This is a genomic window from Halodesulfovibrio oceani subsp. galateae (genome assembly GCF_055397225.1).
This window is the reverse complement of sequence record NZ_AP042453.1, coordinates 3,809,289-3,825,140: the sequence shown is the minus strand read 5'-3', so window position 1 is coordinate 3,825,140 and position 15,852 is coordinate 3,809,289. Positions and strand designations below refer to the sequence as shown.

Below are 15,852 nucleotides of genomic sequence, written 5' to 3'. Positions count from 1 at the left end.
AATTTTCAGCAATTTACACTACCCTCTCATGCAATGATGTTGTCTTGAACTTCCCGCACAACGAAGAGTTTAGGGCATCACACAGCAGGACTCACAGCATTGGTTTACAATTTTTAATGAATATCCATACGCCGTGATATTGACAAAGCATTGCAAATCCGTCCACAAAGAGTGTTTGCATATACTAAGAGTTTAAAAAACTTTTAGTCATCTTAAGACCTACTATCGGGGTTTTTTGATGGTTTTTTGCATGAGAACAATGTTTCTATTGTTTCGCAGACTGCGTTGATTGTTTCATACAATCATACCGCAGCACTACTCACAATACCCAGCAATTTTCAACGACAAGACTAGCCCCCGTAAGCTTGAGCTTATTCTAACGTCTTGGCGGGAGAGACAACGTGTCCACCTTTGATGAAGTTTTTGAACGTATAAAACTTGCTACAAACACCAGAACTCAGGTTGAACTGGCGGAAGTCCTTGATATTCGCCAATCAAGTATCTCTGACGCAAAGCGTCGTGATTCTGTTCCATCTGACTGGTACATGAAGCTATTTGAAAAGTTTGGTCTTAATCCGGACTGGCTTAAAAAAGGCGTCGGCCCTATGTACTTGCGTACAGAGGAAGACGGCTACCAGCCTGTTGAAGGCCCTGCTGCGGGACGGGTTTTTGAAAACCCTGCTAAATTTGGTGATCCAGATGCACGCAGCGCTGTCGTAACAATTCACTCCATGCAGAATGTTGAAGTTACCAATGAAGGTGAAGAGGCACGTCGCTTCACTAGTGTTGGCAAACTTTCCATCCCACAATCTTTTGCTGGTGCTACTATCCAAATTTTCCGTGTTGACGCTTGCAGCATGGAACCTCTTATCAAAAAAGGGGCTTATGTTGGCCTTGATACTGCTCAAACCAACATCCTTTCAGGTGAGATTTACGGTGTATACGTTCCGTACGAAGGTATCTCCATTAAACGCATCTTCTTAGATGCAGCAAATCAGCGTTTCATTCTGCGCAGTGAAAACCCTGCTCACCCTGAGCAGTACCTGCCAATGGACCGCTGTACAGAAGACGTTGTAGGCCGCGTTGTCTGGAATCTTCAGACCATGTAGTCACGCAAATTTCGGTTGCAAAAGGCGGTCATCTTGACCGCCTTTTTTTTGTATTTTTACTAAAAAATTCCCCATACTCCGCCTAGACAACTACATGCATTTATTGCATATACATCAAGAGCTTTACGTATTCACATCTTCATAATGGCAAACCATTGCTGTTTGAAATCTCATACGCCGCATGCGCTCAAACTGTTTTCGCATGCCAGCACGTGCGGCAGAGCGGAGAAAGACATGGCCTCTATAAGTATTCTTGTGGTTGATGATGAACGCATTGTTGCGCTTGATATTAAAGGTACACTGGAAACCCTCGGGTACAGTGTCTGTGCTGTTGCCAATACGGCAGAGAGCGCGCTGCAGGCAGCTGAAAAGCATTCCCCTGATTTAGTTCTTATGGATATCAACCTTAAGGGCGAAATGGACGGGATTGCTATTGCACATCTGTTCAACGCTAAATATGCAATACCAGTTGTCTTTCTCACCGCTTATTCAGATAGAGGCACTTTCGACCGCGCCAAGTCTTCAAACCCTTATGGGTTTATTCTCAAACCGTTTGATGCAAGAAAACTCCATTCTGCCATCGAGATTGCGCTTATTAAGCATTCCGAAGAAGCACGCCTGACAGAAGCCAGACAAAAGGCAGAGTTGGAAAACAGTGCTAAATCCAGCTTTTTTGCAAACATGAGTCATGAAATCCGCAATTCACTCAACGGGATTGTAGGTATGACAGACCTCGCCTTAGAGACAGCGCTGGACAAAGACCAGAAAGAATACATGACGACGGTGCTGGATTCAGCAGAAAATTTACTCGATATTTTGAATGACATCCTCGATCTCTCCCGTATTGAAGCACGAAAAATGTCGCTGACTCCAAAGCGGTTTGATCTTGAAAAACTTATCGACAAAATTATCCGCACACAGACACCGAAAGCTCACCAGAAAAAACTTACCATTTCCTACGATATTCCTGCTTTTGTTCCTACACTACTGAAGGGTGACCCAACCCGTGTCTCGCAAATTATTACCAACCTGCTGTCCAACGCTATCAAATTTACAGAGCAAGGAAGCATCTCACTTGAGATATCTGATCTTGCAACACTGGGTACCTATACCGAACAACAGCATATGCCTGCCTCCAAATATCGTATGCTTCTTTTTTCTGTTCGCGACACGGGCGTCGGCATTACAGAAGAAGAACAAAACTATATTTTCGAGCCATACAAACAGGTACTCGCAGAAGGAACAATTCCTATCCGCGGAACAGGACTAGGGCTTGCCATTTGCCGTGACCTTGTAGAACTCATGAATGGAACGATTTGGGTGCGAAGTAAGGCAGGCGCAGGAAGTACATTCCATTTCACCGCCCAGTTCGAACACGGCGAAACCGAAGAAAAAGTAATCGAACCGGGCCCGATTCCCGAATTCCCTCTGGGGCTTCAGGTGGCTATTGCCGATAATAATGTTGTCGGACAAAAGCTGCTTCTTGAGCTCTTGGAAAAGAAAGGGTTTACATGCCATGTAACATCAAATGGAGCAGAGCTGCTTGAATTGCTTGCCTCCGAATCCATCGATCTAGTCATTACTGAAATCAAGCTCCCCTTCCTTACAGGACTGGAAGCTATGCAACATATCCGCTCTGGAACTATTCCCGAAACCCCAACAGATTTACCGATTATCGCAGTAACAGCATTTGCTCTTAAAGGTGATAAAGAACGATTTATTGAGGCTGGCATGAACGGGTATGTCGCGAAACCGATACATGCTTCTGAGTTTTATCGTGAGATTGCTCGAGTTCTTCAACCGGAAGAACTACCGGCACAGCCCGAGCCTGAGATTGAAGAAACAGACATGACGCAGCTTCTGGACGTGAAAGGAACATTAATGCGTCTTGAAGAAGACACAGAGCTTATATGCAGGCTCTACTCTCTCTTTGTAGACGAAGTAGCGGAACGTCCGTATGGATTGAAACTCTTTTTACAGGAAAACGCCTATGATAATGCAGCACTGCATAGTCAGGCATTTGCAGCCGCAGCATTTAATATCGGGGCAAATAGTTTGGGCAACGCCCTCATGCAAGTCCACACCGCGGTAACGAATGAAAAGCACATTCCTATTGAGCAGTTGCAACAGCTTGAAGCACTTACCATTAAGACTACAAAAGAAATTACGCGCAATATAAAGAAGCTCTCTTAATACTGTTTTGTCGGGGGACCTCATGGCTCAGCTACTGCCAACTGCTACATTATCATATTCGACCTCCCAGTTGCCGGAAGCAGTTTCCAGCCTGTTGCGTCAGTTAAGCGATACGTGCGCTTCTGATCAGAGTCTCGACCTCGACTATGTGCGGAGTTTTTTTTCGTCATCATTAGGGTGGGAACGTAAAGAAGTTCTTCAAAACCTTAAAGGACAGCTCCTTGAGCCGGAAAATCTCTCAACACTTTCCCATCACATCCAGCTACAGATGGCAGGAAAGGTCAGCTCGTTTCCTTTATTTTTCCTCGACACATACGGCCAGAAAGTAACTATTCTCGTGCATCCACGTCCGTTGCGTCTACCAGATGGAACTAAGCAGATAAGCAGCACGCTGTCTTTGGGTTCAGACATCTATCCCACGCAAAAGCAATCTGACCGCCAACGCCTTAACCTGCTCGCTATACTTGATAAACTTCCAGAATTCGTAGCATTAGTCACACCCCAATTTACGTTACGGTACATCAACAAACCGTTCCGTGAACAAGTGCAGCTAACAACAGGAGACTCCTGCTACTACGCATTCACCGGAAATGCAGAACATTCCGGCACACCTACACATCCATATTTGCCGCCGTTTGATGTTTTCGAAACTGGCTCTCCGTCATTTTCTGCATGGAAAAGTCCACGTTCAGGACGTTCGTACCGTTTTTTAAGCTACCCGTTCACCGATACGGACGGGGAACAGCTCATTCTGCTTATGGGGCTTGATATTACACAGCTTACCCGTTTTCAGGAAAAACTCGCCATCACAGAACGTCAGTATCACCTGATCACCAACAACCTTTCGCTGGCAATCGCGGTTTTGGATGGTCAACGAAATATTACGGCAGCAAACCGACAGTTCCGCAAATGGTTTAAATTGCAAAATGAATCATACCCTGTCAGTTGCCCCTCCATTCTCACAACGCTGGATGAAGATGGTGAATGCCTGCTCGACAAAACCACAAGTCTCACGATTCTAGATGGTAAAGAGCATGAGTGCGAATTCTCTACTACTCTTGATGGAGCAGAAACCACATTCCGGATCACGGCATGCCCGCTGCATCGAACCAAATTATTTTCGTCAGCGATTATTCTTCTGGAAGATATTACCGAAAAGAAAAAGATAGCTCAGCGCACCCAGCAGATGCGTAAACTGGAAGCCATGAGCACTCTTGCTGCCGGTATCGCCCATGAAATCAACCAGCCTTTGTCGGCATTGCGCCTTTATGCCAGTGGGCTGGATTTAATGATTGAACAGCGAGGCAGCGTGCCAACCGAAATTTTGCAGGAACGTCTTGGGTGGATTTTACGAGAAACCGGAACCATTGAAGACATCATCACGCACATGCGCTCACTTGTAAGCCATCAAGGCTCATTCCCGCTTCAGCGGTCGGATGTGAACTATGCCGTCGTGCAATCTCTCACATTACTGCAAAGCAAGCTGGAAACCCGAAATGTCGGCATACGCGAAGAACTACAGGACAACCTGCCCCCTGTACTCGCGCTGCCGATCCAGCTGGAACAGATTGTGATCAACATTGTGATGAATGCCGCTCATGCACTTGAAAATGAAGAGGGACAGCGCAGCATTACAATTACTACCCGCGAAACAGATGACGATTACGTCCAACTCAGTATCAGGGATAACGGCCCCGGTCTGAAGGGACTTGGCGAAAAGATATTTGATCCTTTCTTTACCACAAAAGAATCCGGGAAAAATATGGGATTGGGACTTGCTCTGGTACACACCTTTGTTACCAGCTGGGAAGGAACCATTACTGCTGAGTCCCCGCTATCTGATAACCACGGGACATTAATTAAAATTTTACTTCCACAGGCTCCGGCTGCTTAAGAGATCTGTATGCGAATACTCATAGTTGATGACAATTCCACAAGCCTGCAAAGTCTGAGCGTTGTGCTCACAGACTTAGGGCATCAGCCAAGCACGTTCAGCGACCCTGTAGCAGCGCTGAATCATGCAAAAGAAAGCTACTACCCGCTTATTATTACAGACATAAAAATGCCGACACTGGACGGCCTTTCTATGCTTGCAGAACTGAAAGCATGCAAAACCAGTAAGCGCAGTGATGTAATCATTATCACCGGCCATGGGGACATGGACACAGCCATTACAGCGCTGAGAAACGGTGCGTATGACTATTTGAATAAGCCGATAAATGCACGGGAACTTGCAGCGGCGGTTGAACGCAGTTCCGAACACCAGACTCTGCTTTTCGAAAATACAGACCTGAAGCAGAATATGGAAGAAAGGGTTGCTGAGGCCAAAGAATCTTTACAGGAAGATTTAGAAAAGATGCGCTCTCAGTTGCGCAATGTATCGGGTATTGGAGAAGTTATTTCCGGATCACCGCGAATGCAGGAAATAATCCGCGATGCCACAATTTTTCATCATGAACCGGACGTCCCTGTTCTTATTGAAGGGGAAACCGGTACGGGTAAAGAAGTCATCGCGCGGCTTGTTCACCACGGGGAAACCCATTGTGACTCCCCGTTTGTTGCCCTTAACTGCTCTGCCATTGCTGAATCACTGTTTGAAAGTGAACTCTTCGGATATGAAGCAGGAGCCTACACAGGTTCCCGCGCCGGTGGTTCTGCCGGCAAACTCGAACTGGCTGGCAATGGCACACTCTTTTTAGATGAAATTGCTGAAATGCCTCTGAACTTACAGCCCAAACTGCTGCGTGTGCTGGAAGAAAGAACTTTTTATCGGGTAGGCGGCCTGCAAAAGAAGCACTTTGCTGCCCGCATCATTGGTGCAGGTAACAAAAATATCGAACTGATGGTGGAAGAAGGTCTTTTCCGCCGCGATTTGTATCACAGACTCACAGTAGGACACTTACGTCTTCCGCCATTACGGGAACGTCAAAATGACATTACGGAAATGGCTTCTTTGTTCCTGCGCAAGCAAGTGAAACGCAAAGGGAAACGTTTTGCCTCCATTGCTCCAGAAACGCATACCCTGCTCCGCGATTATCCGTGGCCGGGGAACGTGCGCGAACTGGAAAATACTATAGAACGTGCCGTTCTTATTCACGACGACATTGTGCTCCGTCCGGAACATTTAGAATTTATCACATCATCCTATGCAGCAAGAGCAGTTCAGGAAATGTCTCCATCACTGCCTTCAGCACCGCTGCTGCCATCTATTGATATTGCGTCTTCCACTATTATTTTACCGGATACGCCATTCAAGCTTGAAGATGTAACTCAGTCAGTCATTCGCAAAGCACTTTCAAAATTTGATGGAAACAAAACAAAAGCAGCTGAGTATCTGGGTATTTCCAGATATGCACTCTATCGAAAGATTTCATAACGCGTTCGATTTCGCACAATGTGCACTTTCGCACGTTCGATTTCGCACTTTTTTGCTCATTTTTCAGTACTTAGAACGAAGCAAACAACAACAAATACGTAACATGCTGTTTTATAGATTCTTTTTTGATAAGACAAAACTTAACTTTTTGGCATGATAGATGCTATAAGACAACCAGACGGTTGGATTGCCAGCGATTAGGCGTCCCCCCCCCAACGTACCAACCGTCGTGCTTAGGATCTGAATACGGTACGGACTATAACTGACTTCCCCCCCCCTACAGTTATAGTTCAATTTCCGAGGCGTAGATTCAGACCAACCTATCTTGCCCCCTGTAATCATCCCCCCCCCGATTACAGGGGGCTATCTTATGGACGCAGCAAAGCGCTCAACGCCAATGGCGAGAGTCGCATTTCAGCCCTGTCCAAGACAGCCCTAGGTTCCGTATAATTTGGTAACGTCTGCTTTAACTACTTCAGAAATATCAAGACGGGATTCAATAGCAGCCGCAAGTTGCCCCATGGAATCAAATACAGGGGAAACACTCACAAGCCATAACGCAGCCGTTCCATCAGGGTACATCCCTTCTTCAGTCACGACCACTGGTTCCTTCGAAATAAAGACTTTCGCCACAGGACAATTGCCTCCGGGGAACTCGCGGGTGCAAACATGCCGACAGGAGCGCCCTTCAGCAATGGCGAAGGTTTCCATAAATGCATTGTTAGCATGAACGATGGTGAAGGAGGTATCGACTACAGACACATAGCCCGGCATACCTTTGAAAAGAGATTCAAAATACGAACGACGTTCCGTGGCATTCTGCATTCGTCTGCTGAATACTTCACCGGAACGAACAAGCGCCATGGTCAACGCATCAAGTTCAAGCTCTTTGGGGATCTCGGTAGGAAGGGGTGCGCTACCAAGCTCTGTTGCAGTATGGGTAAGCGCTTCAAGGGGACGACACACCAGTCCTCTGCACAACTTATTAAACATGTAATAGAAGCAGGGAACAGTAAGAGCTGCACAGCAAGCCATAAGCCATAAAATGTCCATAGGCGTAAGGGGAGAGCTCGCAGCAAGCGTAAGTAATGCACAAAGCACTACCAGCCCTGAGCAACTAAAAAAAATGGCAGCTGCAACAGCAAACTTTGTTGCTATAGAAAATTTTGCATTCCGAAATAGTAACAAGAATCCCCCCTCTATGTATTCGTTGCAACATACTAGCACACAGCGGGTCAGGTGCAAAATCATCATTATACTGTTAAATATCAGGACATTAAAAAAGCGACTTTAATCTGTAATCCCAGATCAAAATCGCTTCTTGTCGTTTTTTGAATCAATTACTCAACAGCTTCAAAAAATTCTTTTTCTGCGCCGCAAAGTGGACAAACCCAATCTTCAGGCAAATTTTCAAATGAGGTTTCAGGTGGAATATTGCTTTCTATATCGCCAAGTTCCGGGTCATACACATAACCACATGGGCATTCGTACTTTTTCATTCGTTCCTCCAGAGGAAAATCTTTTACTTAGGCGCATACTATGCACAGAACAAATTACCTTAGCAAGCGAATTATCCACGATCACTTCTAGAGCTTTTCCGTACAAATTGATTCAATCTGTTTAACAACATAGGGAAGGATATTGCGCACGAGAACCTTAACACCCGCGGCATTAGGATGATGCCCGTCTTTCTGATTCAGTGAATGATCCAGAGCAACTCCTTCAAGGAAAAACGGATAAAATGCTACATTATATTTTGCAGCAAGATCAGGAAATGCTGCATCAAATTTATCCACGTACTTTTTTCCGAAATGTGGAAGCGAATACATTCCGGTAAATAGTAATCGGATATTCAGCTCCTGAATTTCACAAATCATTTCTGCCAGATTACTCTTCATGCGCGGCACACTCCGATGCTGCAACATGTCGTTCGCCCCTAACTCCAGAATGATGATGTCCGGTCTGGTCAGTAATATTTTGGGTAAACGGGCAAGCCCCTGCGCAGTTGTATTTCCTTCAACACCATCATTCTCTACAACAACAGAATACCCCAGTTCTCGCAGTGTATTCTGTAACACAACAGGAAACGAGTTCATTCCGTTATCGAGTCCGTATCCGGAAATAAGGCTGTCGCCAAAAGCGGAAATGAAAAATATTTTACCGGGCGGGCACACAAAGCCCTGCGCTTCCGGCGTGAAATGCGCCAATCCTGTTTTTGGATACACTCTCGAATGGCTAGGAATAGGGGTATACTTGGCATGCAAATGAAGTGAAGAAGCATCCGAAGGAACCGCCACAGCAACCAACGGTGAAGTCTGCTGAGCACTGTTTGCCCAGCTGCACGTGGCAAACAAAAACAGTACCAATACGCCTGCATAGATGCGTCCGCACCGCATCAGTCGATCATATCTCATCTTCTTCTCCATAATGCCATATTACGTGTTGAGTGTTGTCTGTCTCAACCAGTATACACCGGACACTACATAAAAAAATGATATGAATGGCATGCTGTTAGCGCCTCTCCGAGGGGCGGGCTCTGCCCTGCACCTGCAAGGGGGACGCCCCCTTGACCGCGAAGTTGGACTACCTTTCTATGCGATTTATTTAGGAATATAAGAGATCGTAAACAATTGGGGAGGGATAGAGGGAAAAGAAAAAAAGACAATTAACAGGCTGAAAGAACACTCTTTTTGACACGTTAGTTGTTCTCAAGTCATGAGAAGTTACAAGTGCGACAAAGAAAATGTTCCCTCAGCCTTTAAAGACATATGCTTTGTTGATTACAAATCGATCAACTCAACGTCATCAACTTCGATAGGCAGCCCGAGAAACCAGCTACCGGTTCGAGCAAAACGTGAAATATCATCTGTCGTAAGAAAGTGTGTTCTGCCGCACGATGTTTCTTTACGAAGCAGTCCGCGCGCTGAAAGCATTTTCTTCACTTCCTGCGCTGTGGTTTCTGCTGAATCAACAATATGGATAGAATCTCCCACTACATTACGAATAGATGGCGCAAGCAGAGGGAAATGAGTGCAACCGAGCACGACAGTGTCCGGTGCTTTTTTCTGTGCAGATTCAAGCGGGGAAGCAAACAGCGGATCTAGATAACGCGCCACAATACCTTCCACGAGGTCGCCATCAGTCCACCCTTCTTCTGCAAGAGGAACAAACAACGGACACGGAAGTCCTGTAACCTGAATATCTGGACGCAGCGCAAAAATTTCCCGCTGGTAGGCATTACCGCGAATGGTTGATTCTGTGGCAAGCACAACAATACTACCATTATCTGTTGCTGCACAACTTGCAGCAGCACCGGGCTTTACAACGCCCAGCACAGGAATATCTGGAAACGCCTTCTGCAATGGCTCAATAGCTACGGAGCTTGCAGTATTGCAGGCGATAACAAGCATTTTAACACCACGTTCCACTAATTTTCCTGCGGCCTGCACAGCATAGCGGACAATGGTTTCCTGACTTTTAGTTCCGTAAGGCAAGCGTGCTGTATCACCAAGATACAATATTTCTTCGCACGGCAAGGTAGAGCGCAATGCTTTAAGCACAGTCAACCCGCCAACACCGGAATCAAACAGTCCAATAGGAAGAGAAGTCATTTTATTATCTCCAACCTCTATTCATCATTATATCTGGCCACCCTGTATGGCTGCGCTGAACCTACTCCTGCTGCTAAAAAAGGCAAGTGCAGCACGTATCATCTCCAGCATCCTACAAATTCACACTATTTCTTTTATTATCAATCAATATTAGTCACATATATACCATAGCTACATAGAATCGGGGAGTAAAATAGCGCATACTTTAACATCCACTAGTCACTCTTATTCTTGCTTATTTTAGCAAAATGCCTTGCGTGCCGGAGGATAGTATGCCGCAGAACAACAAACCCGTTCTCACTGAAGAAGAATCTATATTTTCCCGATACATAGAGCTTGCCGGAAACCCACTATTGCCTGTAACTCCAGGAACTTGCATAGGAAAAATATTACGTTTTGAACATTTCCATCTCACATCAGAAGTTGGAAACAGTGAGGAAGAACTGGATCAACTGCATAATTATTCCATAGATACAGCAACAGATAAGATTTATGCGACAGCTCTTGGAGTTCTCCATGTTGATAACAACAAGATTATTGTGCGCCCTATTCTGTATCCGGCAAACGACGGCATGACTGTCTATGGTGACATCTACCATAAAGATTTTTCAGGAAACTCTCTTTTGCTCAGTAACTATGCAGCAGCTCTCTGGCAATTAGACGTCAACGCTCCCATCGATACAGCTCGTTTTAATGCCGCGTTGCGTAAAGCTATTTCAAATGAGTTGCCTGTTTGTATGGTACCAATTTGCAAAGGAAGACCTGCCATACATGAAGAACCACCCGTAATTTTGCCGCTATTACCGGAACGGGTATTACGCACTATGCAGGAATCATCCGAGCCAATTGATTTTAAGGATCAAGGTTTTTTTGCTGAAGTTCCTGCACACACGCCGGTTGCGATCAAGATGCCAACACCGGAATCATCCAACGGCTTTGATGTATACGGCAACGCATTACCTGTAATGGAACAACCCGCACCCGTAGGTATAGGAAAAGAAAAACCGGTACTAACTATCGGAGATAATTTATTCGGTATTCCTCAACATGGTGGACACACCGTGTACTATTCCGAATACAAAGGACTCATGAGCATCCGCGACGATATTTTATCCATCACCGATGTTTTACGCATTGAAGGCGATGTAAACATGAAGACTGGCAATATCGTTGTGAAGCGAGGCTCTGTGCATATTACAGGCTCAATCACAGCAGGCTTTACAGTAGAAGCACCGCAACACGTTATTGTAGACGGTAATGTGGATCAGGGGAATATCACCTGTGGTGGCGATGTGTTTGTTTCCGGTGCGATTATCATGAACAAATCAAGCAGCGTAACCTCTAAAGGTTCTGTTTATGCCAATCATATGCATAATGCAGATGTTGTTGCGGCACATAGTATTGTGACCTCCGGTTCTATTGTGAATTCTGAACTCACAGCAGGAAGTGCTATCCGTACCTGTACAGACAAGGGGACAGTGCTTGGCAGCACGCTAATAGCAGGAAGTGAAATTAACATTGCAGGAGCTGGCGGTGAAAACGGAACTCCACCCATACTTATTATTACTAATGAAGCAGACTCACCGAACGCTTTACGCAAAATAACATCTGAGGCGGAAACAGTTTTAGCGCAATCCATTACAAAACTGGATGACTGGATCAAAAAAAGTCAGGAAAAAGAGCTTACCGGCTCCATGCGCCAACGGGCAGACAAGTTGCTTCAAAAAGCAAAACGGATTCGTAAATCCATCGTCAACCGTGTTACCCCGCGCGTCACACATCCTATTCATCGCGTTATGATACGCGGTTCCGTGGCGGCAGGTACACTTGTAACTATGCACGGACAAACACTGACGATTGAACATCCGCTCCCAAAACTTTCTATGGAACTGGAAAACCATCAGCGAGCAGTTAAATCTCAACATTTAACTCATTAGGCTACGGACACAAGTACCGTTTCCATAAACGTTTTACGCTGCTCCGCAGTAATCGGACTGGATGAAATGTTTCCGGCGTAAGCTGGTACGGAAGTATGAATCCACCAGCATCAAACTCGTCTGGCGTTGCGAGGACATACTCAAGTTGCTCATCAAAAGCACCGCGTATATTTTTACGCTGCAATTCGCCCCACAACGGCATTTCATCAACAGTACATCCCAAAACAGAATACAACGCAGTATCCAAAGAGACGGGATCGCCAGCCGCACCAAGGAGCCCTAAAGAATACGGAGCTCCGCCGCTGGGTCCTGTTTTATGCATGCAGACAATACCATCCGCAACGCTCACTGCTGGCGGCAATGCCAAAGCAACATCCATGAGCAATTCTCTAAAAGCATTTGCCTTATCCCCGTGCGTAGAATGCGCAATAGCTTTACGAACTCCGCTCACGCAGCCAAATAAATTTTTCACCGCAAAAGTTGTCCGCATTTGCGTATGAGCTTTCATACGTGGAACGTTGAGCAGCATGTCGCACTCAAGCGCACTGCGGGATATGCCGATTGAAGTGCCGCTTTCAAACTTCACGCATGTTGGCGAATCCAGCGTAATGAGTGGAACATTAAGACGCTCCAACCCTTCGAGCAATCCGATACTTCGAGCAACAGACGCAGCAGAACCAAAGGCGGGAGAATCACCCACTGTAACTGAGCAACCGTATTCAAGCAGTGTTTCGCACACGGCTTCCACCACGACAGGATGCGTACAGCAAAGCCCGTTGCTATCTACCTTCAGAAAATTAGGCTTCACCAAAACCTTTGCCCCTGTCGAAGGTGCAAAGTGAATAGCCTGCAAACAATCCCTTACAGCCTCATGCACAGCGCGATATTCATACTCTACGCAATGTGTCAGTGCCACTGGAATCAATCCTTCAGCTGTTTGCTGCTCTAGTTTCGTCAATACATTCTCCATTTCTACACAGTCATACACACATATCTTGCGCCTTCTCTAATGACACAGCACACAGACACTACACTATACGGCTGAAAATCTCTCCATATGAGACAACCAACACATGTGTAGAGTGCAAAAATATTATTATCCTCACCACCTGTTCCTTGTCATCAAAAAAGCACGCACCAACCTCATAGAACTCCCATGAACTCATACCATCCGACTAAATGAGGTCAGTCTTTAAAGCAGATACACTATGAGCCTCAAAGACACTTCAACAATAACACACCAAACATACTACAGATATCTCTATTGACTTCCATGTTGCCGGCTGCTAGCTGTATACCAAATTAAATTTCGTGTTACCAAAGGAGAACGTAATGAAAAAAAATGCTATCTTCATGTGTATGGTCTTGTTGCTCGCCACAACCTCTCTTGCATACGGTCATGAATTCATCCTTGTTCCACAGCAGTGGCAGTCCTACCATGAAGGCCAGAAGCTTCCGTTCAGCCTCGCTTCTTCGCATTCCTTTATGCGCAGTGAAGAGCTTGAAGCAGCCGAAAGTGTTGTTGCTTCCTACGACGGCACCGGTGTTACTCTCCACCCTAATAAACCATACCTGACATGGGACGGCAGCGTAACGCTCAAAGCCGGAGAAGCAGCATTACTATCCGCCCATCGTAAGGGTGAAGTCTGGAGCAAGACCACACAGGGCTGGAAGAAGGGCGATAAATCAACGTTGAAGGGTGTTATCCTCTCAAAGAAATTTGAAAAATTTGCAAAATCCATTCTTCCAGTAGACGGCAAGACTGCAAAATTTGATCGCAATGTTGGGCACATGTTGGAAATTGTTCCCGTTGATAACCCGCTCACAGCTCGTGTAGGCGATGACATCCGCATCAAGGTACTTTTCAACGGAAAAACAGTAGCACCTGAAAATATTTTTGCCACATACAAAGGCTTCACCGACACCGAAAATACCTACGCATACACCACTGAGCCTTACGGTGATGGTATTGCAAAAATTCATATTTCAAATGCTGGATTATGGATGATCCGCGTACAGCACGTTGCAGAGGGTAATGGTCAAAAATACCAGAGCCACGTACTCCGCGCTACCCTAACCTTCCCGATCTCGAAGTAACATGTGTAAGCATCTGGATCTACTGACGCTCGTTTTAGCAGTAATGTGTGTCTTCGCAGCTGAATCAGCATTTGCGCACGGAGTTACGGCCAACAGCATCTCAAGCAAAACTGTAGCAGTACGCTTTGGATACGCAGGGGGCGACCCTATGTCTTATGCGGAAGTGCTTGTCTTTGCACCGACGGCAAAAGAGGGAGATGCTGAGTTCCAAAACGGTCGTACTGACGCTCTTGGCAACTTCGCCTTTGTACCGAACATCCCAGGAACATGGCGTATCTCCTCATCCGACATGGGACACAGGGCAGAAATGCAGATCAAAGTTACAGAGCAAGGGATTATACAGGCTAACGCCCCAACAGGTCTTTCTTCGCAAGCGCTACGCATAGCGCTCGGTTTAAGTCTTATCATTAACCTTCTCGCTGCATGTTTTTTACTAAAACGATCATCTCGAAAAAAACTTGTACATCAGACACCATGTGAAGAATAAAAAAGAAGCTCCATCGACAACTTGTCGATGGAGCTTCTTTTTTAATTCAAATCGAATTTATTGTCAGAGGATAAAACGAAACTTTGCGGGAAATTCATAGAATCTCAGCATCCTTCTCACTCCTCTTTCTAGCACGGTACGGCCTCGAATGCTTAGCTGAAGAAATGAGTCTACGACTTGCCTCGAGATGGTGCCTACTAAGGGATAAATCCCCCTACATAGCCCAACCTTCACCGTTGGCGCCGCAAGTCAAAACCTCTGAGCCAGTCGAAGTAACTACGATGCAGTGTTCAAAATGGGCAGACGGTTTGTTATCTTTGGTAACAATTGTCCAATGGTCCTTGAGAGTTTTATTTTCTTTAACCCCAGCATTAATCATTGGTTCCACTGCAATGACAAGCCCTTGCTTAAGCCTAAAATCTTTAAGCTCTCTGGTGTGATAATTGGGTACTTCCGGTGCTTCCCAAAGTCCTTCGCCAATGCCGTGACCTACGAGATTTTCAACAACAGAAAACCCTGCATTTCTAGCATGTTTTGCCATTTTTTTAGCAATCACACTCCATTTTATACCGGGCTTTATTTCCTTAATAGCGATCCGCAAGCAATCTTCTGTTACGGTCATAAGATTACTTTTTTCAGTATTAATTTTGCCGACAGCATGAGTACATGCACAATCTGAGCACCAGCCATTTAGACGTACGCCGATATCAATACTCAGAATATCTCCATCCACAAGTTTACGAGCAGAAGGGATACCGTGAACTACCTCTTCATTGGTAGACATGCAGCACCCCGCCGGAAATGGGACAATACCGGGAACTCCCTTAAAGAGGGGAATTGCATTGTTTGTCGTAATAAATTTTTCCACTTCCGCATTAATTTCTGCAGTGGATACTCCCGGCTCGGTCATTTCCTTAGCAACCATGTGAGCTTGATGCAGCAACAGTCCAGACTTGCGCATTAGCTCAATTTGTTTTTTATTCTTCAGTATCATTTGAGTAGCTCCAAATGGGTATTTTACGTAGCTAGGCTACTCTTAACA

Annotated in this window: 13 protein-coding genes; 7 read left to right on the top strand and 6 right to left on the bottom strand. The window is 45.6% G+C overall.

The genetic code is table 11. From position 1 onward, the window contains the following. Nucleotides 1-401 precede the first annotated feature (401 nt). From ACZ5V1_RS16755 to ACZ5V1_RS16740, 4 genes are all read left to right on the top strand, one after another. Nucleotides 402-1,109, top strand: coding sequence for a LexA family transcriptional regulator (locus ACZ5V1_RS16755; RefSeq protein ID WP_464389815.1), 708 nt, complete (start codon nt 402-404; stop codon nt 1,107-1,109). 234 nt (nt 1,110-1,343) lie between these two features. After that, a complete protein-coding gene (locus ACZ5V1_RS16750) occupies nt 1,344-3,302 on the top strand; it encodes a response regulator (protein WP_464389814.1) in 1,959 nt (652 codons plus the stop codon). Between the two features lie 22 nt (nt 3,303-3,324). After that, on the top strand, nt 3,325-5,196 hold the full coding sequence (locus ACZ5V1_RS16745; protein WP_464389813.1) for a PAS domain-containing sensor histidine kinase: 1,872 nt from the start codon (nt 3,325-3,327) through the stop codon (nt 5,194-5,196). Nucleotides 5,197-5,205: 9 nt separating this feature from the next. Then, nucleotides 5,206-6,678, top strand: a complete 1,473-nt coding sequence (locus ACZ5V1_RS16740) for a sigma-54-dependent transcriptional regulator (protein WP_464389812.1) — start codon at nt 5,206-5,208, stop codon at nt 6,676-6,678. Nucleotides 6,679-7,113: 435 nt separating this feature from the next. On the opposite strand, the gene ACZ5V1_RS16735 is transcribed toward ACZ5V1_RS16740, so the two are convergent. From ACZ5V1_RS16735 to murI, 4 genes are all read right to left on the bottom strand, one after another. Beyond that, complete coding sequence (locus ACZ5V1_RS16735) at nt 7,114-7,866, bottom strand: PAS domain-containing protein (protein WP_464389811.1); 753 nt, start codon at nt 7,864-7,866, stop codon at nt 7,114-7,116. Between the two features lie 152 nt (nt 7,867-8,018). Continuing rightward, a complete protein-coding gene (locus ACZ5V1_RS16730) occupies nt 8,019-8,177 on the bottom strand; it encodes a rubredoxin (protein ID WP_160712112.1) in 159 nt (52 codons plus the stop codon). Between the two features lie 87 nt (nt 8,178-8,264). After that, a complete protein-coding gene (locus ACZ5V1_RS16725; protein ID WP_464389810.1) occupies nt 8,265-9,092 on the bottom strand; it encodes an arylesterase in 828 nt (275 codons plus the stop codon). Nucleotides 9,093-9,458: 366 nt separating this feature from the next. After that, the gene (gene murI, locus ACZ5V1_RS16720; RefSeq protein WP_464389809.1) at nt 9,459-10,289 is read right to left on the bottom strand and encodes a glutamate racemase; all 831 of its coding nucleotides are present in this window, start codon (nt 10,287-10,289) and stop codon (nt 9,459-9,461) included. Nucleotides 10,290-10,561: 272 nt separating this feature from the next. On the opposite strand from murI, the gene ACZ5V1_RS16715 reads away from it, so the two are divergent. After that, a complete protein-coding gene (locus ACZ5V1_RS16715; protein WP_464389808.1) occupies nt 10,562-12,226 on the top strand; it encodes a FapA family protein in 1,665 nt (554 codons plus the stop codon). Between the two features lies 1 nt (nt 12,227). On the opposite strand, the gene ACZ5V1_RS16710 is transcribed toward ACZ5V1_RS16715, so the two are convergent. Then, nucleotides 12,228-13,184, bottom strand: coding sequence for a DUF362 domain-containing protein (locus tag ACZ5V1_RS16710; protein ID WP_464389807.1), 957 nt, complete (start codon nt 13,182-13,184; stop codon nt 12,228-12,230). 374 nt (nt 13,185-13,558) lie between these two features. Between ACZ5V1_RS16710 and ACZ5V1_RS16705 the strand changes: the two genes are divergently transcribed. Both ACZ5V1_RS16705 and ACZ5V1_RS16700 read left to right on the top strand, forming a co-directional pair. Next, nucleotides 13,559-14,323 carry a DUF4198 domain-containing protein gene (locus ACZ5V1_RS16705; protein ID WP_464389806.1) on the top strand — a complete coding sequence of 255 codons (765 nt, stop codon included), beginning with the start codon at nt 13,559-13,561 and terminating at the stop codon, nt 14,321-14,323. A gap of 1 nt (nt 14,324) precedes the next feature. After that, nucleotides 14,325-14,810, top strand: coding sequence for a hypothetical protein (locus tag ACZ5V1_RS16700; RefSeq protein ID WP_464389805.1), 486 nt, complete (start codon nt 14,325-14,327; stop codon nt 14,808-14,810). 214 nt (nt 14,811-15,024) lie between these two features. Here ACZ5V1_RS16700 and map read toward each other — a convergent pair whose 3' ends face one another. Continuing rightward, nucleotides 15,025-15,804, bottom strand: a complete 780-nt coding sequence (map, locus tag ACZ5V1_RS16695) for a type I methionyl aminopeptidase (protein ID WP_464389804.1) — start codon at nt 15,802-15,804, stop codon at nt 15,025-15,027. Nucleotides 15,805-15,852: the final 48 nt, after the last annotated feature.